Consider the following 25,243-nt stretch of genomic DNA (forward strand, 5'->3'; position numbering starts at 1 on the left):
CGACGAGGCGGACTCGCCACGGGCGCAACAGGTTCACTGGCATGCTTGTGCCCATGCACATCCTGCGTCCCGCGACGGCCTGCCTGCTGGCCGCCGCATTCCTGTTGGGTGGTTGCACGCAGGAGGATCCCGAGCCCCCCAAGCGGACCACTTCGTCCTCGGAGTGGCGCGAGAGTGGTTCGCCGGGCACCACGGAGTACGTCGCCCTCGGCGACTCCTACGCGGCCGCCCCCGGAGTGCCGACCACCGACGTGAACAACGCCTGCTTCCCGTCCTCCAACAACTACCCTGCGCTGGTTGCCAAGGCGCTCGAGGTCGATCGGCTGATCGATGCGAGCTGCGGAGGGGCAAGCACCGCAGACCTGCTCGGCTCCCAAGGTCCCGGCCGACCCCCACAGCTCGATGCCCTCAGCACCGACACGACGCTCGTGACACTCACCGTGGGCGGCAACGACAACGGCGTCTTCGCCAAACTGCTCACCGACTGCGTGGCGGCCGCGGACCTCGATCCCACCGGGTCCCCGTGCCGCGACGGCAAGGAGTCGCAGGCCGACCAGAGCCTGCTCAAGCGTCTCGACAGGTCGGCCGACAACGTGGACCGGGTCCTCGCGGAGATCGAGGAGCGAGCCCCGGAGGCGTTGGTCGTGGTCGTGGGATATCCGCAGATGCTGCCGGCCAAGGGGACCTGTCGTGACCGGTTCCCGATTGCCGAGGGCGACTTCGCCTATGCCCGGGAGATCAACCAGACCTTCAACGAGAACCTGAAGCAGGCCGCCAAGGAACACGACGTCGAGTTCGTCGACATGTGGTCCCTCAGCCGCGGGCACGACCTGTGTTCGGACGACCCGTGGGTCAACGGCTCGACCAACCTCCCGGACAAGGCAGCGCCGTACCACCCGTTCGCAGCCGAGCAGGAGGCTGCCGCACAGGCGGTCGTGGAGCTGGTCAGGAAGTCGGGCTGACCCCTTCGGGTCCTTCGGCCAAGAGCTTCTCGAAGCCCTCCTCGTCGAGGATGACCAGACCGAGCTGCTCCGCCTTCTCCGCCTTCGAGCCGGCGTTTTCCCCGACCACGACGAAGTCGGTCTTCTTCGAGACCGACCCCGAGGCCTTGCCGCCGCGGGCGATGATCGCCTCCTTGACCGAGTCGCGTGTGTAGCGCTCAAGGGACCCGGTGACCACCACGGTGAGCCCTTGCAGGGTGCGCTGCACCGACTCGTCGCGCTCGTCCTCCATGGTCACGCCGGCAGCGGCCCACTTGTCGACGATCGCGTTGTGCCACTCGGCGTCCTCGCCGTCGAACCAGGCACGAACGGAGGTGGCGATGGTGCCGCCGACGCCCTCGGTGTCGGCAATGCGCTCCTCGTCGGCGTCGCGGATGGCCTGCAGGGAGCCGAACTCGGTGGCCAGGGCGCGGGCTGCGGTCGGACCGACATGCCTGATCGAGAGCGCGACCAGGACTCGCCACAGTGGGACGGCCTTGGCCTGGTCGAGGTTGGCCAGCAGCCGCACACCGTTGGCGGACAGGACCGGGTGGTCCCCCTCGCCCTTCTTGGGAGCGCGGGTGAAGAGCGGTGCCTTCAGGAGCGCCGCCTCGTCGAGATCGAAGAGGTCGCCCTCATCGATGATCGATCCAACCTCCAGGAGTGCGCCGGCTGCCTCGGACCCGAGGCCCTCGATGTCGAAGGCACCGCGGCCGGCGACGTGGAAGACCCGGTCGAGCAGCTGAGCAGGGCACTTCCGGTGGTTCGGGCACCGTCGGTCCTTGTCACCCTCCTTCTGCTCCACCAGCGGGGTGCCACAGGACGGGCAGCTCGTGGGCATCGTCCACTCGGCCAGGTTCTCGGGCCGCAACGCCAACACCGGACCGACGACCTCGGGGATCACGTCGCCGGCCTTGCGCAGGATGACCGTGTCGCCGGGACGGACGTCCTTCCGCTTCACCTCATAGCCGTTGTGCAGCGTGGCGCGCTCCACGGTCGAGCCCGCAACCTTCGTCGGTTCCATCACGGCGAAGGGGGTGACCCGACCGGTCCTGCCTGTGTTGACCTCGATGGCCAGGAGCTTCGCGTTGACCTCCTCGGGGGGATACTTGAACGCGATCGCCCACCGGGGCGCACGGCTGGTCGAGCCCAGGCGCCGTTGGAGCGTGACGTCGTCGACCTTGATCACGATGCCGTCGATCTCGTGCTCGACGTCGTGGCGGTGCTCGCCGTTGAACTCGATGAACTCCCGCACTGCGGCCAGGTCGGGCAGCACCTTGACCCGCTCCGAGGTGGGCAGACCCCAGGCGCGCAGTGCCGCATATGCAGTGGATTGCGCACCCGGCTCGAAGCCCTCACGCGCACCGATCCCGTGGCAGACCATGCCCAACGCGCGACTGGCGGTCACCTTCGGGTTCTTCTGGCGCAGCGATCCAGCCGCCGCGTTGCGCGGGTTGGCGAAGGGCGGCTTCCCGGCGTCGAGCATGGAGTCGTTCAGCCGTTCGAAGGCCTCGACCGGGAGGAAGATCTCACCCCGGACCTCCATCAGCGCCGGAACCGGGAACTCCTCGGTCCCGCTCAGCCGGTGCGGGATGGAGGAGATCGTCTTGACGTTGGGAGTGACGTCCTCGCCGGTACGGCCGTCACCGCGGGTCAGCGCACGGACCAGTCGTCCCTGCTCATAGAGGAGGTTGATCGCCAGGCCGTCCACCTTGAGCTCGCAGAGCAGATCGGGATTGTCGATCCCGTCGCGCGCCAGGCGGGCGTGCCAGGTGGCCAGCTCGTCGTAGGAGAACGCGTTGTCCAGGCTCTCCATCCGCTGCAGGTGGTCGACGGCGGTGAACTCCGTCGAGACCGCTCCCCCGACCTTCTGGGTGGGCGAGTCAGGAGTGCGCAGCTCGGGGAACTGCTCCTCGAGCGACTCCAGCTCACGCATCCGCTGGTCGAAGTCGGCATCGGACAGCGTCGGGTCGTCAAGGACGTAGTAGCGCCACCGGGCATCCTCGAGTTCCTCGGAGAGTTCGCGGTGGCGATCACGCGCCTCGCTCGTGGCGCTGGAGACCTCGTCTGTGCTCATGGTGCCTATCTTGCCGTGCACCGCTGACACCCACGAGGTCCCACACCCATCCAAAGGACCACTTGGCTCCGAAGCGCATGATGGGGACAGCGCTGAGCAAGCCGCACGGAGGGCGAGCGCCCGACTTGTGTGCCCCACACCCGAGAAGGAGCACCATGCCCAACCCGTCCCTCACCCGCGCCGGCACAGCCGAGTCCGCGCGGGCCGTGGTCCTGATGCTGCACGGCGGCACCCAGCGCTCCCACGACGCAGTCACCGCCCGGAGCGCCTCGTGGCAACGAATGCTGGCGATGCAGCGGGCGATCTCTTCAACCCTGGCCAAGGAACAGACCAGCACCTGGCTGCTTCGCTACGCGCAGCGTGGGTGGAATGACCCGAGCGCGCCGTCGCCGGTTCCCGACGCCCGATGGGCACTGGGCAGGGTGCGTGAGGAGATCGGAGACGTCCCGGTGGTGCTGCTCGGCCACTCGATGGGCGCACGGACTGCGGTGCGCGTCGCGAACGACCCCAACGTGGTCGGTGTGGTCGCCCTCGCCCCCTGGTTCTCCGCCGGAGACCCCGTCGTCGGCCTGAAGGGCAAGAGTCTGTACGCCGCACACGGGTCGACGGATCGGATCACCAGTGCACGGGAAACCCAGCGCTACATCAGTCGTGCTGCCGGCGTCGCGGAGCTGAGTGAGTTCACCGACATGGGGCCTGTGGGCCACTACATGCTGCGCCGTGTCGGAGCGTGGAACTCATTCGCTCTCCGCAGCACGTCGTCTCTCCTGGAGACGCACTGTCGTCGCTGACAAGCGATGCACGGCCCCGACCGGGCTGCGAAAAGCGTTCAGAAATGCGTAAAGGCCACCCCCGAGGGGGTGGCCTTTACTGAAGTGTTGTCCGGCGACGTCCTACTCTCCCACAACCTCCCGGTTGCAGTACCATCGGCGCTGAGAGGCTTAACTTCCGGGTTCGGAATGGGACCGGGTGTTTCCCTCTCGCTATGGCCGCCGAAACTCTATGGAGTTTTGATCAGTCAAGCACCACACACCAGCCCAACAGTGTTGGGGGGTGTATGGGTTTGTGTTCCCGATCATTACTCGGGAGCCACACAGTGGACGCGCAACATCTTTGAGGGACAAGCCCTCGGTCTATTAGTACCGGTCAGCTAGGCATTACTGCTGTACACTTCCGGCCTATCAACCCAGTAGTCTACTGGGGACCTTACCCGGTTAACCCGGTGGGAAACCTCATCTTGAAACGTGCTTCCCGCTTAGATGCATTCAGCGGTTATCACTTCCGAACGTAGCTAACCAGCCGTGCTCCTGGCGGAACAACTGGCACACCAGAGGTTCGTCCACCCCGGTCCTCTCGTACTAGGGGCAGCCTTTCTCAAGTTTCCTGCGCGCGCGGCGGATAGGGACCGAACTGTCTCACGACGTTCTAAACCCAGCTCGCGTGCCGCTTTAATGGGCGAACAGCCCAACCCTTGGGACCTACTCCGGCCCCAGGATGCGACGAGCCGACATCGAGGTGCCAAACCATCCCGTCGATATGGACTCTTGGGGAAGATCAGCCTGTTATCCCCGGGGTACCTTTTATCCGTTGAGCGACGCCGCTTCCACATGCCAGCGCCGGATCACTAGTTCCGACTTTCGTCCCTGCTCGAGTTGTCACTCTCACAGTCAAGCTCCCTTGTGCACTTACACTCGAAACCTGATTGCCAACCAGGCTGAGGGAACCTTTGAGCGCCTCCGTTACATTTTAGGAGGCAACCGCCCCAGTTAAACTACCCATCAGGCACTGTCCCTGATCCGGATAACGGACCTAGGTTAGATATCTAGTACGACCAGAGTGGTATTTCAACGTTGACTCCACCCAAACTGGCGTCTGAGTTTCACAGTCTCCCACCTATCCTACACAAGCCGAACCAAACACCAATACCAAACTATAGTAAAGGTCCCGGGGTCTTTCCGTCCTGCCGCGCGTAACGAGCATCTTTACTCGTACTGCAATTTCGCCGAGTCCATGGTTGAGACAGCGCCCAAGTCGTTACTCCATTCGTGCAGGTCGGAACTTACCCGACAAGGAATTTCGCTACCTTAGGATGGTTATAGTTACCACCGCCGTTTACTGGGGCTTAAGTTCTCCGCTTCGACCCCGAAGGATCTAACAGGTCCCCTTAACCTTCCAGCACCGGGCAGGAGTCAGTCCGTATACATCGTCTTACAACTTCGCACGGACCTGTGTTTTTAGTAAACAGTCGCTTGGGCCTGGTCTCTGCGGCCATCAACGCTTCCCCCAGCAAGTGGGTTCACGCATCAGGCCCCCCTTCTCCCGAAGTTACGGGGGTATTTTGCCGAGTTCCTTAACCATGGTTCACTCGATCGCCTTGGTATTCTCTACCTGATCACCTGAGTCGGTTTGGGGTACGGGCGGCGCATAGCTCGCTAGAGGTTTTTCTCGACAGCATAGGATCATCCACTTCGTCCCTACGGACTCCCCATCAGGTCTCAGGCACATGAACGGCGGATTTGCCTACCGTTCGCCCTACACCCTTAGCCACGCAACAACCATCGGCGTGGTTGGACTACCTTCCTGCGTCACCCCATCGCTTGACTACTACTAGATCGGGTCGTGCGCTCTGCTGCCATCGTCCCCGAAGGGATCACAGGCAGTTTCGGGCACTTAGCATCACTAGCCTCGTCATGGGCGCTATTTTGCCGGTACGGGAATATCAACCCGTTGTCCATCGACTACGCCTGTCGGCCTCGCCTTAGGTCCCGACTTACCCAGGGCAGATTAGCTTGACCCTGGAACCCTTGATCATTCGGCGCACGTGTTTCTCACACGTGATTCGCTACTCATGCCTGCATTCTCACTCGTGTGGCCTCCACGACTGGATCACTCCGCCGCTTCACTGCCCACACGACGCTCCCCTACCCATCCATACACCTGAACCAACCTCAAGGGCGGCTTAGCTAACGTATGAATGCCATAGCTTCGGTGGATAACTTGAGCCCCGCTACATTGTCGGCGCGGAATCACTTGACCAGTGAGCTATTACGCACTCTTTCAAGGGTGGCTGCTTCCAAGCCAACCTCCTGGTTGTCTATGCGACTCCACATCCTTTTCCACTTAGTTATCGCTTAGGGACCTTAGCTGATGGTCTGGGCTGTTTCCCTCTCGACAATGGAGCTTATCCCCCACTGTCTCACTGCCGCGCTCTCACTTACTGGCATTCGGAGTTTGGTTAACGTCAGTAACCTTGTCGGGCCCATCGGCTATCCAGTGCTCTACCTCCAGCAAGAAACACGCGACGCTGCACCTAAATGCATTTCGGGGAGAACCAGCTATCACGAAGTTTGATTGGCCTTTCACCCCTATCCACAGGTCATCCCCTCAGTTTTCAACCTAAGTGGGTTCGGTCCTCCACGCGGTCTTACCCGCGCTTCAACCTGCCCATGGATAGATCACTTCGCTTCGGGTCTTGAGCGTGCTACTCAAACGCCCTATTCGGACTCGCTTTCGCTACGGCTACCCCACACGGGTTAACCTCGCAACACACCGCAAACTCGCAGGCTCATTCTTCAAAAGGCACGCTGTCACAAGACACAAGGTCTCGCTCCAACGGTTTGTAGGCACATGGTTTCAGGTACTATTTCACTCCCCGCCAGGGGTACTTTTCACCTTTCCCTCACGGTACTTGTCCGCTATCGGTCACCAAGGAGTATTTAGGCTTAACGGGTGGTCCCGCCAGATTCACACGGAATTTCAGGGGTTCCGTGTTACTTGGGGTAACGTCACAGAGCCATCGCCTTACATATACGGGGGTATCACCCTCTATGCCGGGACTTTCCAATCCACTTCAACTTCAACGATGGTTTCTTACTCTGCGTTCCAACGGCAGTCAGAACAAGACGGCCCCACAACCCCCACATCGCAACGCCTGCCGGCTATCACACGACCTGGGTTTGGCCTCTTCCGATTTCGCTCGCCACTACTCTCGGAATCACTTTTGTTTTCTCTTCCTGTGGGTACTGAGATGTTTCACTTCCCCACGTTCCCTCCAACTGTCCTATGTGTTCAGACAGCGGTAACTGGACATGACTCCAGCTGGGTTTCCCCATTCGGAAATCCACGGATCAACGCTCGGTTGCCAACTCCCCGTGGCTTATCGCAGGCTCCAACGTCCTTCATCGGCTCTTGGTGCCAAGGCATCCACCATGTGCCCTTAGTAGCTTGTCTTGCTACAAAGATGCTCGCGTCCACTGTGTAGTTCTCAAACAACAATCGGCACCACCCCACACCCCACACCCACCCCCAACAAGGAGCGGTATATGGAAGGAGCAGCCCACCAAGCAACCAAACCATACGGTCTGATCCCTCAGGACCCAACAGTGTGCCAAGCAAAACCCACCACCAACACCCACGTTCCACACCACACCGATCCAAAGGACCAGGGGTAGTACTGAAAGACGCTGATGAGACGTTCCACCAACTAATCGACGTTCCACTAATGAGCAATGCCTGCCGCGACACACACGGCCACGAAACAGACACCATGAACAACCACCAACACACAAAGTGTCGAGGTTGCTACGAGCTCCTTAGAAAGGAGGTGATCCAGCCGCACCTTCCGGTACGGCTACCTTGTTACGACTTCGTCCCAATCGCCAGCCCCACCTTCGACGGCTCCCTCCCACAAGGGGTTGGGCCACCGGCTTCGGGTGTTGCCGACTTTCGTGACGTGACGGGCGGTGTGTACAAGGCCCGGGAACGTATTCACCGCAGCGTTGCTGATCTGCGATTACTAGCGACTCCGACTTCATGGGGTCGAGTTGCAGACCCCAATCCGAACTGAGACCGGCTTTTTGGGATTCGCTCCACCTTACGGTATCGCAGCCCTTTGTACCGGCCATTGTAGCATGCGTGAAGCCCTGGACATAAGGGGCATGATGACTTGACGTCATCCCCACCTTCCTCCGAGTTGACCCCGGCAGTCTCTTATGAGTCCCCACCATTACGTGCTGGCAACATAAGACGAGGGTTGCGCTCGTTGCGGGACTTAACCCAACATCTCACGACACGAGCTGACGACAGCCATGCACCACCTGTATACCGACAAAAAGGGGCACCATCTCTGATGCTTTCCGGCATATGTCAAACCCAGGTAAGGTTCTTCGCGTTGCATCGAATTAATCCGCATGCTCCGCCGCTTGTGCGGGCCCCCGTCAATTCCTTTGAGTTTTAGCCTTGCGGCCGTACTCCCCAGGCGGGGCGCTTAATGCGTTAGCTGCGGCACGGAACTCGTGGAATGAGCCCCACACCTAGCGCCCAACGTTTACGGTGTGGACTACCAGGGTATCTAATCCTGTTCGCTCCCCACACTTTCGCTCCTCAGCGTCAGGTAATGCCCAGAGAACCGCCTTCGCCACCGGTGTTCCTCCTGATATCTGCGCATTTCACCGCTACACCAGGAATTCCGTTCTCCCCTGCATACCTCTAGTCTGCCCGTATCGGAAGCAGGCCAGGTGTTAAGCACCTGGTTTTCACTCCCGACGCGACAAACCGCCTACGAGCCCTTTACGCCCAATAATTCCGGACAACGCTCGCACCCTACGTATTACCGCGGCTGCTGGCACGTAGTTGGCCGGTGCTTCTTCTGCGGGTACCGTCACTTGCGCTTCGTCCCCGCTGAAAGAGGTTTACAACCCGAAGGCCGTCATCCCTCACGCGGCGTTGCTGGATCAGGCTTTCGCCCATTGTCCAATATTCCCCACTGCTGCCTCCCGTAGGAGTCTGGGCCGTGTCTCAGTCCCAGTGTGGCCGGTCACCCTCTCAGGCCGGCTACCCGTCGAAGCCTTGGTGAGCCATTACCTCACCAACAAGCTGATAGGCCGCGAGCTCATCCTCCACCGCCAAAACTTTCCACCATCACCCCATGCAGGGAATGGTCGCATTCGGTATTAGCCACCGTTTCCGGAGGTTATCCCAAAGTGAAGGGCAGATTGCTCACGTGTTACTCACCCGTTCGCCGCTCGTGTACCCCCGAAAGGGCCTTACCGCTCGACTTGCATGTGTTAAGCACGCCGCCAGCGTTCGTCCTGAGCCAGGATCAAACTCTCCATTGAAGAATCCAAACCCCAGCAAAAAACAAACCCCGACAAAAAATTGTCAGAATTATTGTCTCTTACCAAAGGAACCATCAAACCAACCAAACAACCAACCACCCAAAGGCAGAAGACCATCCAGAAAGCCCGACGGGTACAACAATATTAATTCGTCGACTTTTGACACACTGTTGAGTTCTCAAGAATCACACACACCCACCACCAACCCGAACCGGGCATCGCTGCGGGGCAACCTGCAAAAACTTACCGGAGTGATTTCGGCCTGTCAATTCGGCCTCAACCTCTCGGTTTCCCCCTCACGTCACGCTCCAGTGGAACCGTCCAGGGCCGCATCGTGGCGCACACCCAGAAGTTCTTCGGAACCGAGAGAGGGATGGCCGCCGGGCCCTGGCTCCGGACCTTTCGGTCTGGCTCCCGGCGCTTGCGGCGACAGAGAGAACATTATGCGAAGCCCCCCAGACGGTCAAATCGAGATGACGTAACCGCGACCACACTTGTGTTTTCGCAGGTCAGGACAGGTTTTGTGCACATCGCGTCAGATGGGCGAGGGTCCGCCTGGCCTGCTCGGGGCCTACCGTGGCGAGTCCGCAAGCGGGCGTGAGGAGCAGGTTTTCGCCCGGTTCGAGGCCCAGGAGGTCGAGCAATCGCAGCACCCGCTCCGTCGTACGCGCCTCGTCCAGCTCGGCGGCTCGAGCGGGCACCACGCCGAGAAGCACGTGCTCCCCCGCATCCATGGCGGCCGCGAGCTCATCGAACCCACGTGCGTCGAGCAGGTCGAGATCCACCGCGATGCCCTGGGCGCCGGCGGTGCGGACGAGGTCGATCGGGAAGTTGGGTGCGCAGCAGTGGACGACAGGGACCGCGCCCTGGGCCGTGATTGCTGCCAGCACCGGTTCGAGTCCGGCCGAGATCTCCGGCGGGTGCACCGCCCGGTGCTTGCCCCACCCGGAGGTGGTCGGGATCTGCGCTGCCATCACCGCGGGCAGGGCCGGCTCGTCGATCTGGACGATCAGTCGAGCCGCGTCCGGCACCCGACGCTGCAGGTCGGCGACGTGGGCAACGATCCCCTCCGTCATTGCCTCGGACAGCTCGCGACGCGCACCGTGGTCGGAGAGCAACTTGTCGCCGCGCGGCTTCTCGACCATCGCGGCCATGGTCCACGGCCCGGCGAGCTGGGTCTTCAGGGTGCCGGTGAACCCCTGCGTCAGCTTCTCCACGCAGTCAAGGTCCTGGGCCAGCAGCGAGCGGGCCCGTCGCTGGTCCATCCCCGAGGCCGAGGTCAGGCGCCAGCCGAACGGCTGCAGGTCGGCTGGCAGGGCGTCGAGTACGCCGAGGGTGCGGCCGATCATGTCGGCGACAGCACCGCGGCCGGGCAGCTCGGGGACAGCGATCACGTCTGGGAGCTCCCCCACCACGATCGCGGTCGCATCGCGGTAGGCGCGAGTGTTGTCGGCCTCGGGGTCGCGCGCTCCGCCTCCCGGCATGGAGCCGATCCCGGTCGCCCTCACCATCGTGGTGTCACACCAACGCTTCGCTGCGTGCCGTCGCCGAGATCGTGGCGGATCCGACCACGCGCGAACCGTCATAGATCACTGCGGCCTGGCCCGGGGCGATCCCCTCGGCCGGGTCGAGGAGCTCGATCTGGACGAGGTCACGGACCGTGCCGTCGCTGGAGGAGGTGGTGATCCGGGCTCGGTGCTCGGCACCGTGGGCCCGCAGCTGCACGGTCCCGTCGAGCCGCTCGGGCACGGTGCCGCACCAGCGTGCGCGCACTCCGCTGATCCGGTCGATGCGCAGCGCCTCACGCGGTCCCACCGTGACGGTCCCGGAGACCGGCTCGATGTCGAGCACGAACCTCGGCTTCCCGTCCGGCGCAGGACGCCCGAGTCGCAATCCCTTGCGCTGGCCGATCGTGTAGGCCGTGGTGCCCTCGTGCTGTCCCAACACCTCGCCGGTGCCCTGGTCGACGATGTCGCCGCCCTGGTTGGGAGCCCGGTCGCCGAGCTTCTCCTTGAGCCAGCCGGCATTGTCACCGTCGGCAATGAAGCAGATGTCGTGCGAGTCGGGCTTGTTGGCGACCATCAGCCCGCGGCGCTCCGCCTCTTCTCGCACATCCCCCTTGACCGAGTCGCCGAGTGGGAACAGCGAGTGCGCCAGCTGCTCCTGGGTCAACACCCCGAGCACGTAGGACTGGTCCTTGGCCATGTCGACGGCCCGGTGCATCTCGATCAGTCCGTCGGGGCCGGTCTCGAGCTGCGCGTAGTGGCCGGTGACCACCGCGTCGAACCCCAGCGCCATCGCCCGGTCCAGCACGGCTGCGAACTTGATCTTCTCGTTGCAACGCAGGCAGGGATTGGGCGTGCGGCCGGCAGCGTACTCGTCCATGAAGTCCTCGACCACCGCCTCGTGGAACTCGTCCGACATGTCCCACACGTAGAACGGGATGCCGATCACGTCGGCTGCACGCCGAGCATCGTTGCTGTCCTCGATGGTGCAGCACCCTCGGGCACCGGTCCGGTAGGACTTCGGGTTTCGTGACAGGGCCAGGTGGATGCCGGTGACGTCGTGGCCGGCCTCGGCGGCGCGGGCCGCGGCGACTGCGGAGTCCACTCCACCCGACATGGCTGCAAGCACTCTCATCTCACAGCCCCCGCTTCGCGCCCGCGGCCCGAGCGCGCTCGACGACCGGGCCGATCGCCTCAACCACCGCGTCCACGTCTGCCTCGGTGCTGGTGTGCCCCAGGGAGAACCGCAGGGAGCTGCGGGCCTCGGTGTCGGTGCAGCCCATCGCGAGCAGGACGTGCGATGCCTGCGGCACGCCGGCGTTGCAGGCGGAGCCGGTGGAGCACTCGATCCCGCGCGCGTCGAGCAGCATCAGCAGCGAGTCGCCCTCGCATCCGGGGAATCGGAGGTGGGCATGGCCAGGAAGACTGTGCTCGGGGTCGCCGTTGACGATCGCCTCGGGAACCGCGCCGCGGATCCCCGCGACCAGTCGCTCGCGCAGGGCGCGCAGGCGGGCCTCGTGCTCAGCCTGGTGCTTGACGGAGGCCTCGACCGCGGCAGCGAAGCCGACGATGGCCGGGGTGTCGATGGTGCCCGAGCGGATGTCACGTTCCTGCCCGCCACCGTGCAGCAACGGGGTCACCTCGAGCTCACGGCGTACGACCAGGGCACCGACGCCGAACGGGCCGCCGATCTTGTGGCCGGTCAGGGTGAGCGCGTCCACTCCCGAGCCCGCGAAGTCGACCAGCACCGAGCCCACTGCCTGCACCGCATCCGTGTGCACCGGAATGCCGTGGCGCGCTGCGATCGCGACGACGTCCTCGATCGGCTGGAGGGTACCGACCTCGTTGTTGGCCCACATCACCGAGATCAGGCTGACCGAGTCGGGATCCCGCTCGACCGCGCCGACCAGTGCGTCGAGGTCGAGGCGACCGAGCCGGTCGACCCCGAGCAGCTCCACCGCGGCCGTGCCGGACTGCACCAACCAGTCGAGCGGATCCAGCACTGCGTGGTGCTCGATCGCGGAAGCCAGCACGCGGCCGCGGCCGCGGGCCCACTGGATGCCCTTGAGGGCAAGGTTGTCGGCCTCGGTGCCACCGGAGGTGAAGACCACCTCGCCGGGGCGGCAGCCCAGTGCCTGGGCGATTCTTTCGCGCGACTCCTCGACCACCCGGCGCGCGTGGCGCCCAGAGGCGTGCAAGGAGGACGGGTTGCCAGTGCGCCCGAGCTGCTCCGACATGGCCTCGATGGCCGCCGGGAGCATCGGAGTCGTGGCTGCGTGGTCAAGATAGACGGTGGTCATTGCATCCCCAAGCGTACGGCGTTCCTCGTGACGGCCGGCATTCGTGCCCACCCGCCGTACACCTGCTCAGCCGAGCAGGACCAGGTCGTCGCGGTGGATGATCTCGCGCTCGTAGGCGGCGCCCAGCTCGCGCTTGAGTGCCGCGGACGACTTGCCGGCCAGGTCGGGGATTTCCGTCGAGTCGAAGTTCACCAGTCCGCGGGCCACTGCGACACCGTCGGGTCCGACGAGATCCACCGGGTCTCCCCCGACGAACGAGCCGGTGGCGCCGAGCACTCCGGCAGCGAGCAGGGACGCGCGTCGTTCCACCACGGCAGCAACAGCCCCCGCGTCGAGCAGGACCTGACCCTTCGGCTCGGTCGCATGGGCCAACCAGAGCAGGCGCGTGGGGCGGCGCTTGCCCCGGGCGTGGAACAAGGTCCCGACCGGCTCACCGGCCAGGGCGTCGGCGGCCTGTGCGGCGGAGGTCAACACCACCGGGATGCCTGCACCGGTTGCGATCCGGGCTGCCTCGACCTTGGTGGTCATCCCACCCGTGCCCACGCCGGCCGAGCCGACGGAGCCGATCTTGACGTCCGCCAGGTCCGCCTTCGACCTGACGTCGGAGACCAGTGAGGTGCCCGGGGTGGCCGGGTTGCCGTCATAGAGGCCGTCGACGTCGGAGAGCAGGACCAGCAGGTCGGCACGGACGAGGTGCGCCACGAGTGCGGCCAACCGGTCGTTGTCGCCGAAGCGGATCTCGGACGTGGCGACGGTGTCGTTCTCGTTGACGATCGGGATCACACCGAGCTCGAGGAGCTTGGCGAAGGTCTGGAAGGCGTTGCGGTAGTGGGCGCGCCGGGTGACGTCATCGACGGTGAGGAGCACCTGGCCGGTGACCAGTCCGTGGGCTGCCAGCTCCTCGGTGTAGTGCCGGATCAGGAGACCTTGGCCGACCGACGCGGCGGCCTGTTGGGCAGCCAGCCCACGGGGGCGCCTCTTCAGGCCGAGCGGCGCGAGGCCGGCGGCGATGGCACCGGAGGAGACCAGCACGACCTCGGCGCCGCGGGCGCGTGCGGCCGCGAGCACCTCGACCAGGGCGGTCAGCCGGTCAGGATCGATTCCACCCGCAGCCGTGGTCAGGGACGAGGAGCCGACCTTGACCACGATCCTGCGTGCAGCGGTGACCTCGCCGCGCGTGCTCATGCCTGGCTGTCCCCTGACTCGCTCCCATCGGATGCAGCGTCGGGATCGGACTCGTTCCAGTCCGGGTCCTCGGCAGAGCCGACCTCATAGGACACCGGTCCGGAGTGACCACCGCGAGTGATCTTGCGGGCCACGTCGGCACGCGTCTCGTTCTCACCGCGGTGCGGCATCCCTTCCTCGATGTCGCGCCGGCGAGTGGCGGACGGCCGCTCCTCACGGAGGCGCTCGTCCTCACCGCGTCGTCCGAGCATCTCGGCGCCAGCCTCGATCCCGGGCTTGAAGTCGAAGACGACCGCGTTGTCGGGATCGCCGATGAGGACCGTGTCCCCCTCGTTCGCACCCAGCTCGACGAGCTTCTTCTCCACACCGAGACGGTTGAGTCGATCGGCGAGGAAGCCCACGGCCTCCTCGTTGCCGAAGTCGGTCTGGCGCACCCAGCGCTCGGGCTTCTCGCCGCGCACGCGCCAGCCGTCGCCGGTGAGCTTGACGCTGAACTCGCCGTCGCCGTCGGCCGACCCGGGACGCAGGATGATGCGCTCGGCCTGGACCACGGGCTTGTCTGCTCGGGCGCGGGAGACGATCTCTGCCATCGCGAAGGTCAGCTCACGCATTCCCTCACCCGAGGCCGCGCTCACCTGGAAGACCCGAAGGCCCTTCTCCTCCAGCTCGTCGATGACGAAAGAGGCGATGTCGCGTCCGTCGGGGACGTCGATCTTGTTCAGTGCCACCAGCCGGGGACGGTCTTCGAGACCGCCGTAGCGGGCCAGCTCGTTCTCCATGATCTCGAGGTCCTCGACCGGGTTCCGGCCGGGCTCGATGCTCGCGGTGTCGACGACGTGGACCAGGGCCGCGCAGCGTTCGATGTGGCGCAGGAACTCGTGGCCAAGGCCGCGTCCCTCGGCTGCTCCCTCGATCAGGCCCGGGACGTCGGCGACGGTGAAGGTGGTGTCACCGGCACGCACGACACCGAGGTTCGGGACCAGGGTGGTGAACGGGTAGTCGGCGATCTTGGGCCGCGCCCTCGAGATCGCGGCGATCAGCGACGACTTGCCCGCGCTCGGGAACCCGACCAGGCCGATGTCGGCGACGACCTTCAGCTCCAGCCGGATCTCCAGCTCGTCCCCCGGCTCTCCCAGGAGGGCGAAGCCGGGAGCCTTGCGCTTGGCCGAGGCCAACGCAGCATTGCCGAGGCCCCCGCGGCCGCCTTGGGCGATGACCATCTCGGTTCCCGCGCCGACGAGGTCCGCAAGCACGTTGCCCTTGGCGTCGGCGACGACGGTGCCGTCCGGCACGGGCAGCACCAGGTCGGAGCCGTGGCCACCGTTCTTGTGGCTGCCGGCTCCGTGACCGCCGGACTCCGCACTGCGGCGCGGGCTGTGGTGATAGTCGATCAGCGTGGTGACGCTGGGGTCCACGCGCAGGATCACCGAACCACCGGGGCCACCGTTGCCTCCGTCGGGTCCGCCGAGGGGCTTGAACTTCTCCCGGTGCACCGAGGCGACGCCGTTGCCGCCCCGGCCGGCGGCGATGTGCAACCGGACCTCGTCGACGAATGTCGGGACTGCCATGGGTTCTCCTGCGTGTGGGATAAATGCCGAAGGCGCCCCTAGAGTCTAGGGACGCCTTCCGGGCGTGGCCGGAACTCGGCCACTGAGTCAGTGCTGTGGTGTCACTGGATGAGCGTCAGTTCACTCACCGGGGACGATGTTCACCACGCGGCGACCGCGACGGGTGCCGAACTCGACCGCACCGGCGGCGAGGGCGAACAGGGTGTCGTCGCCACCGCGGCCGACGTTGGTGCCGGGGTGGAAGTGCGTGCCGCGCTGGCGGACGATGATCTCGCCCGCGTTGACGCTCTGGCCGCCGAAGCGCTTGACGCCGAGACGCTGGGAGTTCGAGTCGCGACCGTTCTTGGTCGAGGCTGCGCCCTTCTTGTGTGCCATCTGTTCAGTCCTTTGGGTTCAAAAAGTTCGGGTGGCTGGAAGTCACGCGTTGATCGCGGTGACCTTGACCTGGGTGTACTTCTGGCGGTGACCCTGGCGCTTCTTGTAGCCGGTCTTGTTCTTGTACTTCTGGATGATGATCTTCGGCCCCTTGGTGGCGCCGAGGACCTCGGCGGTCACGGTGGCCTTGTCCAGGGCCGCGGCGTCAGTGGTCACGGCTTCACCGTCGACCATGAGCAGCACGGGGAGCGTGACCGAGTCTCCGACGGCCGTCTCCAGCTTGTCGATCTCGATGACGTCGCCCACGGCAACCTTCTGCTGAATGGCGCCTGCGCGCACGATCGCGTACACCGCGGTCTCCTTCGTCGATTCCAACTGCTTGAAGTTCAAGTCCTGGGGCCCGCACCACTCGCTCGGGCGCTGGGCCACACAGATGGGCACACGGATGCATGCCGAGGTTCGATACTACGGGGACGGTGGGGTTTGGTGCAAAACGGCATCGGGAAGGCATCTGTGATGACCCCCATCGCGCCCGTCGAGGGCCTCACCAACGTGCGTGATCTCGGCGGACTTCGCCGTACCGGCGGCGGCCACACACCCCACGGCGTCTTCTGGCGCTCGGAGAATCTCGACCGGGTGACCGCACGCGGTTGGGACCAGCTGCACACCGCCGGGATCCGCACTGTCATCGACCTGCGCCAACAAGCCGAGCGGGAGCGTACGCCGTACTCCGCGCCGTCCTGGCTGAGCCTGGTGCACGTGGACCATGACGGGTTGGCGAACCGAGGGTTCTGGACGGACTACTGGGACAACGGGCTGGTGGGCACCGCGCTCTACTACCTTCCGCACCTGGCCGCGATGCCCGAACGCACCCTGGCCGTGCTGGACGCGTTGGCATCGGCACCGCCGGGCGGAGTGCTCTTCCACTGCATGGGCGGTCGCGATCGCACCGGCTTGATCGCGATGCTCCTGCTGAGCGCCGCCGGCGTGGACCCCGAGGACGTCGTCGGCGACTACATGGCCTCGATCGAGAACAACGTCGCGCGCGCGGCCTCGGAGAACCGGAACTGTCCGGAGGGCGAGCTCGAGCAGCTGTGTCACAGGCATGGCACGAGCACGGAGGGCGCCTTCCGGAACGCCCTGGCGGGCGCCGACCTGGCCGGGTTGCTCGCGCAAGGTGAGCCCGCCACTCGTGCGGCGGTGCTCACCTGGCGCGGCAACCTGTGAGCTCAGTGCTTGCGTGAGCCCTTCTTCTTGATCGGGACGTGCACATCGACCTCGGGCGTCTCCGGGGCGTCCTGCTCCTGGGGAGCGGGAGCCTCGGCGGACTCGGCACCAGCGGGACGGCTGGCCCCACCACGGGTGCGTGTCCGGGTGACGACCTTGGGGGCCTCCACCGGGGCGACGGGCGCCTCGGACGCGGGGGCGGCTGCAGGCGCCACGACGGTGATCGCGTCCACCGGAGCTGCGGTGGTCACGCCCGCCGGGCGGCTGGCCCGGCGACGAGTCCTGGTCACGACCTTCGTAGTCGGCTGCGCAGGCGGCTGAACATCCCCCGGCGCTTCGGCTCCTTTCGGAGCGGATGCCTCGGAAGGGGCCTGGGTCTCAGCGGACTTCGCGGTGTCGTCAGCAACTCGGGCATCGGAAGGCTGCGCGTCGGAGTCCTGGTCGCCGCGCGACTGCTTGTCGCCCTGGTCGCCTCGCGACTGCTTGTCGTCCTGGTCGCCGCCTCCGGCGCCGGACTCGTTCGACTGGTTGCCACGGCCACGGCCACGACCGCGACCGCGGTTGCGACCGGATCCGCTGCGGCCCGACTCACCAGTTTCCGATGACGATCCGGCCTGGTCCGTCGATTCCTGCGACCCGGCGTCCGTGGCGTCGTGGGATGCGGCGTCCTCGGCTGCTGCCTTGCCGCTCTGTCCCGACTTGCCGGACTGCTCGGACTTGGCGGACTGCTCCGATTTGCCGGACTGCTCCGACTTGTCGGCATTCTCCGTCTTGGCGGCCGCAGCGACGTCCTTGGGCGACGGCGGACCGGAGCGGGAGTTGTCGTTCTGGTTGCCGCCGTTGTCCTCACCCTTGCGACCACGTCCACGGCGACCGGCACGGCCTCCGCGATCATCGCCGTTGTCCTTGGGCTCGATCGGCATGTCGTGCACGACCAGACCACGTCCCTGGCAGTGCGGGCAGTCCTCGCTGAATGCCTCGAGCAGGCCGGTGCCGATGCGCTTGCGCGTCATCTGGACCAGACCGAGCGAGGTCACCTCGGCGACCTGGTGGCGGGTCCGGTCACGGCCCAGGCACTCCACCAGGCGGCGGAGGACGAGGTCGCGGTTGCTCTCGAGGACCATGTCGATGAAGTCGACGACGATGATGCCGCCGATGTCGCGCAGGCGGAGCTGGCGAACGATCTCCTCGGCTGCCTCGAGGTTGTTCTTGGTGACGGTCTCCTCGAGGTTTCCGCCGGAGCCGGTGAACTTGCCGGTGTTGACGTCGACGACCGTCATCGCCTCGGTGCGGTCGATGATGAGCGACCCGCCGGAGGGCAGCCAGACCTTGCGATCCACGCCCTTCGCGATCTGCTCGTCGATGCGATAGGCCGCGAACGAGTCACGACCGTTCTCCGACTCATAGCGCTCGAGGCGCTCCTCGAGGTCGGGTGCGACGTGAGAGACATAGCCCTGGACGGTGTCCCAGGCGTCGGTTCCCTCGATGACCAGCCTGGAGAAGTCCTCGGTGAACAGGTCGCGGACGACCTTGAGGGTCAGGTCCGGCTCGCCGTACAGCAGCTTCGGGGAGCCGCCGCCGCTCGCCTTCGCCTCGATGTCCTCCCAGCGGGCCTTGAGCCGCTCTACGTCCTGGGTGAGCTCGTCCTCGGAGGCACCTTCGGCCGCGGTGCGCACGATGACGCCGGCGGTGTCCGGAACGATCTCCTTGAGAAGCGACTTGAGTCGAGCCCGCTCGGTGTCGGGCAGCTTGCGGGAGATGCCGCTGGTGGTGCCGTCCGGCACATAGACCAGGAAGCGTCCGGCAAGGGAGACCTGGCCGGTGAGCCGGGCGCCCTTGTGGCCGATCGGGTCCTTGGTGACCTGCACCAGGATCGACTGCCCACTGGAGAGGACAGACTCGATCTTGCGGGGCTGGCCGTCCTTGTGGCCGAGTGCGGCCCAGTTGATCTCGCCGGCATAGATGACCGCGTTGCGGCCCTTGCCGATGTCCACGAACGCCGCCTCCATGGAGGGCAGCACGTTCTGTACGCGTCCGACGTAGACGTTGCCGATCAGGGATGTCTGGGACTCACGAGCGACGTAGTGCTCGACGAGGACCTTGTCCTCAAGCACGGCGATCTGGGTGAGGTCCTCCTTCTGCCGGATGACCATGACCCGCTCGACCGACTCGCGGCGGGCCAGGAACTCGGCCTCGCTGACGATCGGTGCCCGGCGACGGCCGGCTTCGCGACCCTCGCGACGGCGCTGCTTCTTGGCCTCGAGACGCGTCGACCCGGCAACTGCCGTGATCTGGTCCTCACCGGTGCGGCTCTGGCGAACCCGGGTGACCGTGTTCTCGGGGTCGTCATCGTGCGACCCGCCGTTGTCACCGGCGCGACGGCGGCGACGGCGACGACGCGAGCCGCTGCCTTCGCTGGAACCGTCGCCGTCCTCGTCGCCCGATTCCTCGTCGTCATCGTCGGAGTCGTCGGACTTGTTGTCCGAGGAGCCGGAGTCTCCGCCCTTGCGACGACGGCGGCCACCGCGACGGCGGCGACGGCGCGGGCCGCCCTGCTCATCGCTGTCGCTGTCGTTCTCGCTGTCGGCGTCGTCCGCCTCGTCGTCTTCTTCCGAGTCGTCCTCGGTCGCAGACTCTGCCTTGCCGGACTTCTTCTTGCCGCCCTGTGTCCGCTTGCCCTGACCCCTGTCGTTCTGGGCCTGGTCGCCCTCGGAGTCTGCGGCATCCGGAGCATCGCCGTCCGCCTGGTCGCTCTCGACCGCCTGGTCGTCCGCGTCGTTGGCGTCGGGCTTCTTCTTGGCGTTGCTCTTGCGCTTGCGGGTCGTCGTCTTCGGCGCCGCCTCGGCGTTCACCTCATCCGCAGCGACCTCGCCGGCAGGAGCGTCCTGGGAGCCCTCGGTCGGCGTCTCGGCTGCGGCGCTGGTGGCAGCAGCGGGTGCTGCCTTCTTGCGGGTCGCGCGCTTGCGCGGGGCCGGCGTCTCGGCACCGGTCTCGGCGTCACTGGTCTGGTCGGCACTGGCCTGGACAGCACCGGTGTCGCCGGCACCCGTCTGGTCGCTACTGGGCTGGTCGGCACTGCTCTGGTCGGCGAGGGCGGGAGCCGCCTTCTTGCGGGTACGCCGCACCGGTGCCGCCTTGTCGGGTGCCTGGAAGAGCACTGCGGGAGCACCGGAGGCGCTGTCCGCGGAGGGCTCGTCGGCAACCGACGACTCGGCTGCTGCCTCGCCGTCCTCGATCGGCAGGGCGGACTGAGCGTCGTCGGCCGCGGGAGCGGTCTTCTTGGCGGGTGCCTTGCGGGTCCGCTTCGCGGGCGCCTTCTTGGCCGGAGCTGCGTCGCTGCCCGGCGCCTCGCTGGTGGGCGCCTCGAGTGAAGTCTCGGCGTCGTCGGCAGCCTTGGCGGTGGCCTTCTTCGCCGTCGTCCGCTTGGCAGCTGCCTTCTTGGCGGGCGCCTTCTTCGCGGCGGTCTTGCGGGCCGCGGCCTTCTTCGCCGGGGGCGCGTCCTGCTCCGCAGCGGCCGAGGACTCGGTGCCCGGGCCATCCGTGGCCGAGGCGGCAGGACCGGAGATGTTCAGGTCCTGGCTCTCGGAGTCCTGCGGGGTGTTGCTGGTCTGTTCGTCGTCGAGCATGTTCGCTCCTCGGCACCTGACCGATTCCTAGCGGTTCGGTGCCAGTCCGACGCTGGGCACTCCGCGGAGCGCCAGCGCAAAGCCTTCGGGTGGCGACGAGAATCTCCGCTGGGCGTCATTGAACGATCATTCGCCACCTGCCGCGGTCGCTGGGCTGGTCGCATCCCTCTCACGGATGGGGGCCGCGTCGCGGTCTGGTGACGACATCCACTCACTGTGCCGAAGCCTTGGAAGACCACGGCGAGAAACGTCGTCGGGTCGGTGTGTACGAACGGGCCGTATCACGATGACCTGAGTGGAGTATCGCACACCGGGCCCGGATCACGGTCAACGTCGTCAGACGAGCGGGTCGCCGACAGTCCCGTCCTCCAGCAGCGGCCCCTGGGCCACGCGGGTGAGCAGCACGCCGCCGACGGGCGTCTCGAGCTGGGCCACCTGCCGCAGGCCGGTGAGCACGTCGTCGGGGCGCACGCTGGGCACGCCGTGCCGCAGGAGCACGTCGATCTGGCTCCCCCGGTCGCCGGGTTCGACGCTCATCGTGCCCACCGCTGCGCGACAGTCGAAGGTGCGCAGGCCCTTCTTCGTCATCCGCTCGACGGAGATCTCCTCCGCGGCCAGGAACTTAGCCACCGCGTCCTCGGCGACGCTCAGCTCGAGGTCCAGGTCGATCAGCCAGCGACTCGCCTGCAGGTGGTCGGCCAAGGACCCCGGACCTGCGATCACGACCTCGAGGATGTCGAGGCCGTCCGGGAGGGATTCCTCGAGGAGCTGGTGGATGGCGACAGGGTCGACCACCTCGGCCAAGGCGATCTCGAGGTATTCGGCCTCGCTCGCCGAGCCCGTGGGTGCGGCACCGGCGTACGAGATCCGCGGGTGCGGGTTGAAGCCCGAGGAATAGGCCATCGGCACCCGTGCCCGGAAGACGGCGCGCTCGAAGGCGCGACTGAAGTCGCGATGACTGGTGAACCGGAGGCGACCACGCTTGGCATAACGGATCCGCAGTCGCTGGACGGGTGGGGCTTGTTGTTCTGGCTGTTCACGCACCTGCGCACGATATCGGCATCAGGGCAGTCGTTCCGATTTCATCTGCTTCGAAGCATAGAGGGAGTTGACGATCTCGCCGTCCAGCCATGCGGTCAGACGCTCCGCCTCGGCCGCCAGTGCCGCCTCGGCGTCGGCTGGCAGGGTGTGTCGGGACACGACTCGCACCTTGCCGGCAGCGTCCTGGACCCAGCACCCGACGATGCGCCCGTTCCACCATGCCGTGGTCCCCGCGTTGCCGTTGCTGTCGAAGAGATAGGGCACGTCGGCGGGGTCCAGGTAGAAGCCGCGCTCCTTCCAGCCCATCGTGGTCGGATCGAGGACGGGCAGGAGCGCGGCCCAGGGGCCGGGCTCCTCCACCTCGTCGACGTCATCGGCAAGAAGCCAGCCCGTCCCACCGCCGTCGAGGGACACCTCGACGGCGTCCACTGCGGCCAGGGCGCGGCGTACGGCCGTGAGCGTCGCCCCCAGCCACCACTGGATGTCCCGGGTCGTGCCGGGACCGAAGGTGTGCAACCAGCGCCGCACCAGCTCGGCATATGCCTCGTCCTCGCTGGGCCGCGCGGGCAACTCGCCCAGCCAGGTCTCCATCGGGGTCCACTCGGCCCGCGAGATCCGCCAGTGGCCGCCGTTGCGTCCCCGCACGATGAGGCCGCGGGCGCCGAGCCAGGTCAGCACCCGGGGACCGATCGGAGTCGGACCACCCCACTTGGAGTTCACGCCCCCGGTGGGCACCTTGGCGTCCATGTCCGGGACCTGCTTGCGGATGTCGGAGGTCTGGAGCCCGCCACCGGCGAGGAGGCCGAGGACCTCCTGCTCCCGTTCGGCCAGCCAGGCCGCCCCGTCAGGCGCAAGCCCGCCTCGGACCGCATCACGGGCGAGCCTGGTGGCCTCCTGGATCGCCACCCGCGCGGACGCACTGGCCCAGGCTGCAGGAAGGAGATCGCGCGGGAAGACGAACAGGGTGCGTCGCATGGCCAGCTGCTTCACGAGGGACCGGTGGACGTAGAGCTCACGGTCGATGTCCTCACGTGCCAGACCATCGACGCGAGCAGCCAGCGACAGGTAGACCGTCGGCGGTTCGGTCGCGTGCAGAACTGTCATCGCCCTGGTGGCGCTCACGGCGTCCGGCGCCCTGGCTCCCGGCATGATCCGGTGGCGCGCGGCCAGACGCGCCCGGCGTTCCTCATCCGTGACATGCCTCATGGTTCAAGCATGGCCGACACCGGTGACAGTCCGACACCCGCGGCGGAAGTTTGAAGAGGGTCCAGGTCGGATAGTCTGCAGCGGAATCACCAAGTGTCGCAGGCTGCGCCCAGCCGACTCGGAAGGTCACAGACATGTCCTCGAACCAGCCCCCTGCCGGTCCGCCGGAGGAACCGACGCGCCAGCCCGGCGCCCCCGACCAGGGTGGTGCGCCCCAGCAGGGCGGCCAGTACGGTCAGTCCCCCTATGGCCAGCAGCCGGGCGGTCAGCCGAACCCGTATGGCCAGCCCCAGCAGGGCAACCCGTATGGCCAGCCCCAGCAGGGCGGTCAGCCGAACCCCTACGGACAGCCCCAGCAGGGCAACCCGTATGGCCAGCCCCAGCAGGGCCAGTCCCCCTATGGACAGCCCCAGCAGGGCGGTCAGCCGAACCCCTACGGCCAGCCGCAACAGGGCCAGTCCCCCTACGGCCAGCCCCAGCAGGGCCAGTCCCCCTACGGTCAGGGCGGCTATCAGCAGCAAGGCCAGCAGGCGGGCCAGCAGTATGGCGCCGGCCAGTACTCCCCTTCGCCGTACGGCCAGCAGGGCGCCCAGCCCGGCTATGGCCAGCAGGGCCCCGGTGGATACGGCCAGCAAGGGACCACAGATGGCAAGCAGGGCGGCGCGAAGGTATGGCTGATCGTCGTCCTGGTGGTCGTCCTGATCGCCGCGATCGTCGGCCTGGTCTTCGGGATCATGGCGCTCGCCGGCGGTGACGACGAGACCGACGGTGTCGCGATCAACGACCTCAAGTCCGGGGAGTGTGTCGTCAGCGAGGACATCGCGGAGGGTGCCGGAACGATCGACTCGATCGAGACGATCGGGTGCGGCAAGGACCACGACGCCGAGGTGTTCGCCATCGTCGAGATCAGCGATGAGCTGGCCAAGGACTTCGACGTCGATGCCGCCGGCTCGACCTGCGTCGACGAACTCGTGAAGCAGGGCAAGTCCCTCGCCGACCTGACCAGCGCCGGCCAGGAAGTCCGCCCGCTGGTTGCCAGCGACGAGCCGACCTCGGACGACAACCTGGTCTGCTTCATCCGCAACAGCAACGGTGACGAGCTCACCTCGAAGATCGTGGAGTGATCCGTCGATGACCACCCCTCCCCACTACCCCGGCCCGAGCGACTCCGGCGACTCTGGCGACAGCGGCAACGAGGACGCCACGAGGCATGCGCCCCAGCAGCCTCAGCAGCCGCCCACGCACTCGGCCTACGGGCAGCAGCCGCCGGCGGGTCCCTATGGCGAACCGATGCAGCCGAACTACGGGCAGCAGGGATATGGCCAACAGGGTGGGTATCAGCAGGGTGGATATCCCCAGCAGCCGGGCAATCAGTGGCAAGGCGTCGATGAGTCCAACAAGGGCACCAGCGGCACTGCTATTGCCTCACTGATCCTCAACGCGACCTGCTGCGGCCTCGCCATCCCGGGAATCATCCTCGGATTCATCTCCCTGCACCAGATCAAGCGCACCGGCGCCAAGGGCAAGTGGATGGCCGTCACCGGCATCGTCCTGGGCTTCGTGTGGGCGCTCGTGCTGGCCGGCATCATCATCGCGGTCCTCGTCGTGGCCGGCAACACCGTCACGACCGACAACGCCGAGGTCGGCATGTGCATCAACGTCGAGGAAGAGAACGACGAGAACACCGTCCACCTCAACAAGAGGGACTGCAGCGACGACCACGACGCCGAGATCGCCCTGGTCAGCACCTATGGGGATGTCGAGGGCAAGATCAACCCGCTCGAGATCAACGAGGGCGCAACCGAGGAGACCGAGGCGGCCGCCGTCTGCCGTCAGCTCGTCGGGGAGCCCTACTCCGCCCTCGGCGACGACTACGAGTGGGGGTTGGCCTCCGAGGACACCTCCAACCCGGACAAGGACGACAAGTTCGTCTGTTACGTCGGCCCGGTCAACGGAAAGGCCGACAGCAAGATCGGCTGAGCGAACGCACGAAAGGGCCGTCGGAGCATTCGCTCCGACGGCCCTTTCGCACCTTCG

16 protein-coding genes and 3 rRNA genes are annotated in these 25,243 nt (G+C 66.0%); 5 read left to right on the top strand and 14 right to left on the bottom strand.

What is annotated here, in order from left to right; genetic code table 11:
* Positions 1–53: 53 nt before the first annotated feature.
* On the top strand, positions 54–962 hold the full coding sequence (locus BJ980_RS05905) for an SGNH/GDSL hydrolase family protein (RefSeq protein ID WP_179501436.1): 909 nt from the start codon (positions 54–56) through the stop codon (positions 960–962).
* Here the strand turns inward: BJ980_RS05905 and ligA are convergent.
* Positions 946–3,057 carry an NAD-dependent DNA ligase LigA gene (ligA, locus tag BJ980_RS05910; protein WP_179501437.1) on the bottom strand — a complete coding sequence of 704 codons (2,112 nt, stop codon included), beginning with the start codon at positions 3,055–3,057 and terminating at the stop codon, positions 946–948. The genes BJ980_RS05905 and ligA overlap by 17 nt on opposite strands.
* 155 nt (positions 3,058–3,212) lie before the next feature.
* On the opposite strand from ligA, the gene BJ980_RS05915 reads away from it, so the two are divergent.
* Complete coding sequence (locus BJ980_RS05915; RefSeq protein ID WP_179501438.1) at positions 3,213–3,848, top strand: alpha/beta hydrolase; 636 nt, start codon at positions 3,213–3,215, stop codon at positions 3,846–3,848.
* Positions 3,849–3,937: 89 nt separating this feature from the next.
* Here BJ980_RS05915 and rrf read toward each other — a convergent pair.
* The 10 genes from rrf to rplU all read right to left on the bottom strand — a co-directional run bounded on the left by rrf (position 3,938) and on the right by rplU (position 16,457).
* A 5S ribosomal RNA gene (rrf, locus tag BJ980_RS05920) occupies positions 3,938–4,054 on the bottom strand.
* Positions 4,055–4,173: 119 nt separating this feature from the next.
* Positions 4,174–7,287: ribosomal RNA gene (locus tag BJ980_RS05925) — 23S ribosomal RNA — on the bottom strand.
* Positions 7,288–7,653: 366 nt separating this feature from the next.
* Positions 7,654–9,173 (bottom strand): 16S ribosomal RNA (locus BJ980_RS05930).
* Together the 16S, 23S and 5S rRNA genes form the textbook arrangement of a ribosomal RNA operon.
* 509 nt (positions 9,174–9,682) lie before the next feature.
* Positions 9,683–10,657 (bottom strand): uroporphyrinogen decarboxylase/cobalamine-independent methonine synthase family protein, encoded by a 975-nt coding sequence (locus BJ980_RS05935; RefSeq protein WP_179501439.1) that lies wholly within the window; start codon positions 10,655–10,657, stop codon positions 9,683–9,685.
* A gap of 34 nt (positions 10,658–10,691) precedes the next feature.
* Positions 10,692–11,813, bottom strand: coding sequence for a tRNA 2-thiouridine(34) synthase MnmA (mnmA, locus tag BJ980_RS05940; RefSeq protein WP_179501440.1), 1,122 nt, complete (start codon positions 11,811–11,813; stop codon positions 10,692–10,694).
* A 1-nt stretch (position 11,814) separates the two neighbouring features.
* Positions 11,815–12,978, bottom strand: coding sequence for a cysteine desulfurase family protein (locus tag BJ980_RS05945; RefSeq protein WP_179501441.1), 1,164 nt, complete (start codon positions 12,976–12,978; stop codon positions 11,815–11,817).
* A 66-nt stretch (positions 12,979–13,044) separates the two neighbouring features.
* Positions 13,045–14,163, bottom strand: a complete 1,119-nt coding sequence (gene proB, locus BJ980_RS05950) for a glutamate 5-kinase (RefSeq protein WP_179501442.1) — start codon at positions 14,161–14,163, stop codon at positions 13,045–13,047.
* Positions 14,160–15,731, bottom strand: coding sequence for a GTPase ObgE (gene obgE / locus BJ980_RS05955; RefSeq protein WP_179501443.1), 1,572 nt, complete (start codon positions 15,729–15,731; stop codon positions 14,160–14,162). The genes proB and obgE overlap by 4 nt, the downstream gene beginning before the upstream one ends.
* Before the next feature lie 120 nt (positions 15,732–15,851).
* Positions 15,852–16,106, bottom strand: coding sequence for a 50S ribosomal protein L27 (rpmA, locus tag BJ980_RS05960; protein ID WP_179501444.1), 255 nt, complete (start codon positions 16,104–16,106; stop codon positions 15,852–15,854).
* A gap of 42 nt (positions 16,107–16,148) precedes the next feature.
* Entirely contained in the window at positions 16,149–16,457 is a 309-nt protein-coding gene (rplU, locus tag BJ980_RS05965) for a 50S ribosomal protein L21 (RefSeq protein ID WP_179501445.1), read from the bottom strand.
* Positions 16,458–16,622: 165 nt separating this feature from the next.
* Between rplU and BJ980_RS05970 the strand changes: the two genes are divergently transcribed.
* Positions 16,623–17,333: a tyrosine-protein phosphatase gene (locus BJ980_RS05970; protein WP_179501446.1), complete on the top strand. Its 711-nt coding sequence runs from the start codon at positions 16,623–16,625 to the stop codon at positions 17,331–17,333.
* Positions 17,334–17,335: 2 nt separating this feature from the next.
* Here the strand turns inward: BJ980_RS05970 and BJ980_RS05975 are convergent, their stop codons facing one another.
* The 3 genes from BJ980_RS05975 to BJ980_RS05985 form a co-directional block, all read right to left on the bottom strand.
* Entirely contained in the window at positions 17,336–20,959 is a 3,624-nt protein-coding gene (locus BJ980_RS05975) for an Rne/Rng family ribonuclease (protein ID WP_218855424.1), read from the bottom strand.
* A gap of 336 nt (positions 20,960–21,295) precedes the next feature.
* A complete protein-coding gene (locus tag BJ980_RS05980; RefSeq protein ID WP_179501447.1) occupies positions 21,296–22,003 on the bottom strand; it encodes a TIGR03936 family radical SAM-associated protein in 708 nt (235 codons plus the stop codon).
* Positions 22,004–22,021: 18 nt separating this feature from the next.
* Positions 22,022–23,206, bottom strand: a complete 1,185-nt coding sequence (locus tag BJ980_RS05985) for a winged helix DNA-binding domain-containing protein (protein ID WP_179501448.1) — start codon at positions 23,204–23,206, stop codon at positions 22,022–22,024.
* A 134-nt stretch (positions 23,207–23,340) separates the two neighbouring features.
* Here BJ980_RS05985 and BJ980_RS05990 point away from each other — a divergent pair, with 134 nt between their 5' ends.
* Positions 23,341–24,330: a hypothetical protein gene (locus BJ980_RS05990; protein ID WP_179501449.1), complete on the top strand. Its 990-nt coding sequence runs from the start codon at positions 23,341–23,343 to the stop codon at positions 24,328–24,330.
* Between the two features lie 7 nt (positions 24,331–24,337).
* On the top strand, positions 24,338–25,186 hold the full coding sequence (locus BJ980_RS05995) for a DUF4190 domain-containing protein (RefSeq protein WP_179501450.1): 849 nt from the start codon (positions 24,338–24,340) through the stop codon (positions 25,184–25,186).
* Positions 25,187–25,243 lie beyond the last annotated feature (57 nt).

This window comes from Nocardioides daedukensis, assembly GCF_013408415.1.
In the GTDB taxonomy this organism is placed as follows: domain Bacteria; phylum Actinomycetota; class Actinomycetes; order Propionibacteriales; family Nocardioidaceae; genus Nocardioides; species Nocardioides daedukensis.

Coding starts and splice junctions, on each gene's coding strand:
- BJ980_RS05945 (WP_179501441.1), bottom strand. CDS start 12,978: ATGACCACCGTCTATCTTGACCACGCAGCCACGACTCCGATGCTCCCG.
- BJ980_RS05905 (WP_179501436.1), top strand. CDS start 54: ATGCACATCCTGCGTCCCGCGACGGCCTGCCTGCTGGCCGCCGCATTC.
- proB (WP_179501442.1), bottom strand. CDS start 14,163: ATGAGCACGCGCGGCGAGGTCACCGCTGCACGCAGGATCGTGGTCAAG.
- BJ980_RS05990 (WP_179501449.1), top strand. CDS start 23,341: ATGTCCTCGAACCAGCCCCCTGCCGGTCCGCCGGAGGAACCGACGCGC.
- mnmA (WP_179501440.1), bottom strand. CDS start 11,813: ATGAGAGTGCTTGCAGCCATGTCGGGTGGAGTGGACTCCGCAGTCGCC.
- BJ980_RS05935 (WP_179501439.1), bottom strand. CDS start 10,657: ATGCCGGGAGGCGGAGCGCGCGACCCCGAGGCCGACAACACTCGCGCC.
- BJ980_RS05985 (WP_179501448.1), bottom strand. CDS start 23,206: ATGAGGCATGTCACGGATGAGGAACGCCGGGCGCGTCTGGCCGCGCGC.
- rpmA (WP_179501444.1), bottom strand. CDS start 16,106: ATGGCACACAAGAAGGGCGCAGCCTCGACCAAGAACGGTCGCGACTCG.
- BJ980_RS05975 (WP_218855424.1), bottom strand. CDS start 20,959: ATGCTCGACGACGAACAGACCAGCAACACCCCGCAGGACTCCGAGAGC.
- obgE (WP_179501443.1), bottom strand. CDS start 15,731: ATGGCAGTCCCGACATTCGTCGACGAGGTCCGGTTGCACATCGCCGCC.
- ligA (WP_179501437.1), bottom strand. CDS start 3,057: ATGAGCACAGACGAGGTCTCCAGCGCCACGAGCGAGGCGCGTGATCGC.
- BJ980_RS05970 (WP_179501446.1), top strand. CDS start 16,623: ATGACCCCCATCGCGCCCGTCGAGGGCCTCACCAACGTGCGTGATCTC.
- BJ980_RS05915 (WP_179501438.1), top strand. CDS start 3,213: ATGCCCAACCCGTCCCTCACCCGCGCCGGCACAGCCGAGTCCGCGCGG.
- BJ980_RS05995 (WP_179501450.1), top strand. CDS start 24,338: ATGACCACCCCTCCCCACTACCCCGGCCCGAGCGACTCCGGCGACTCT.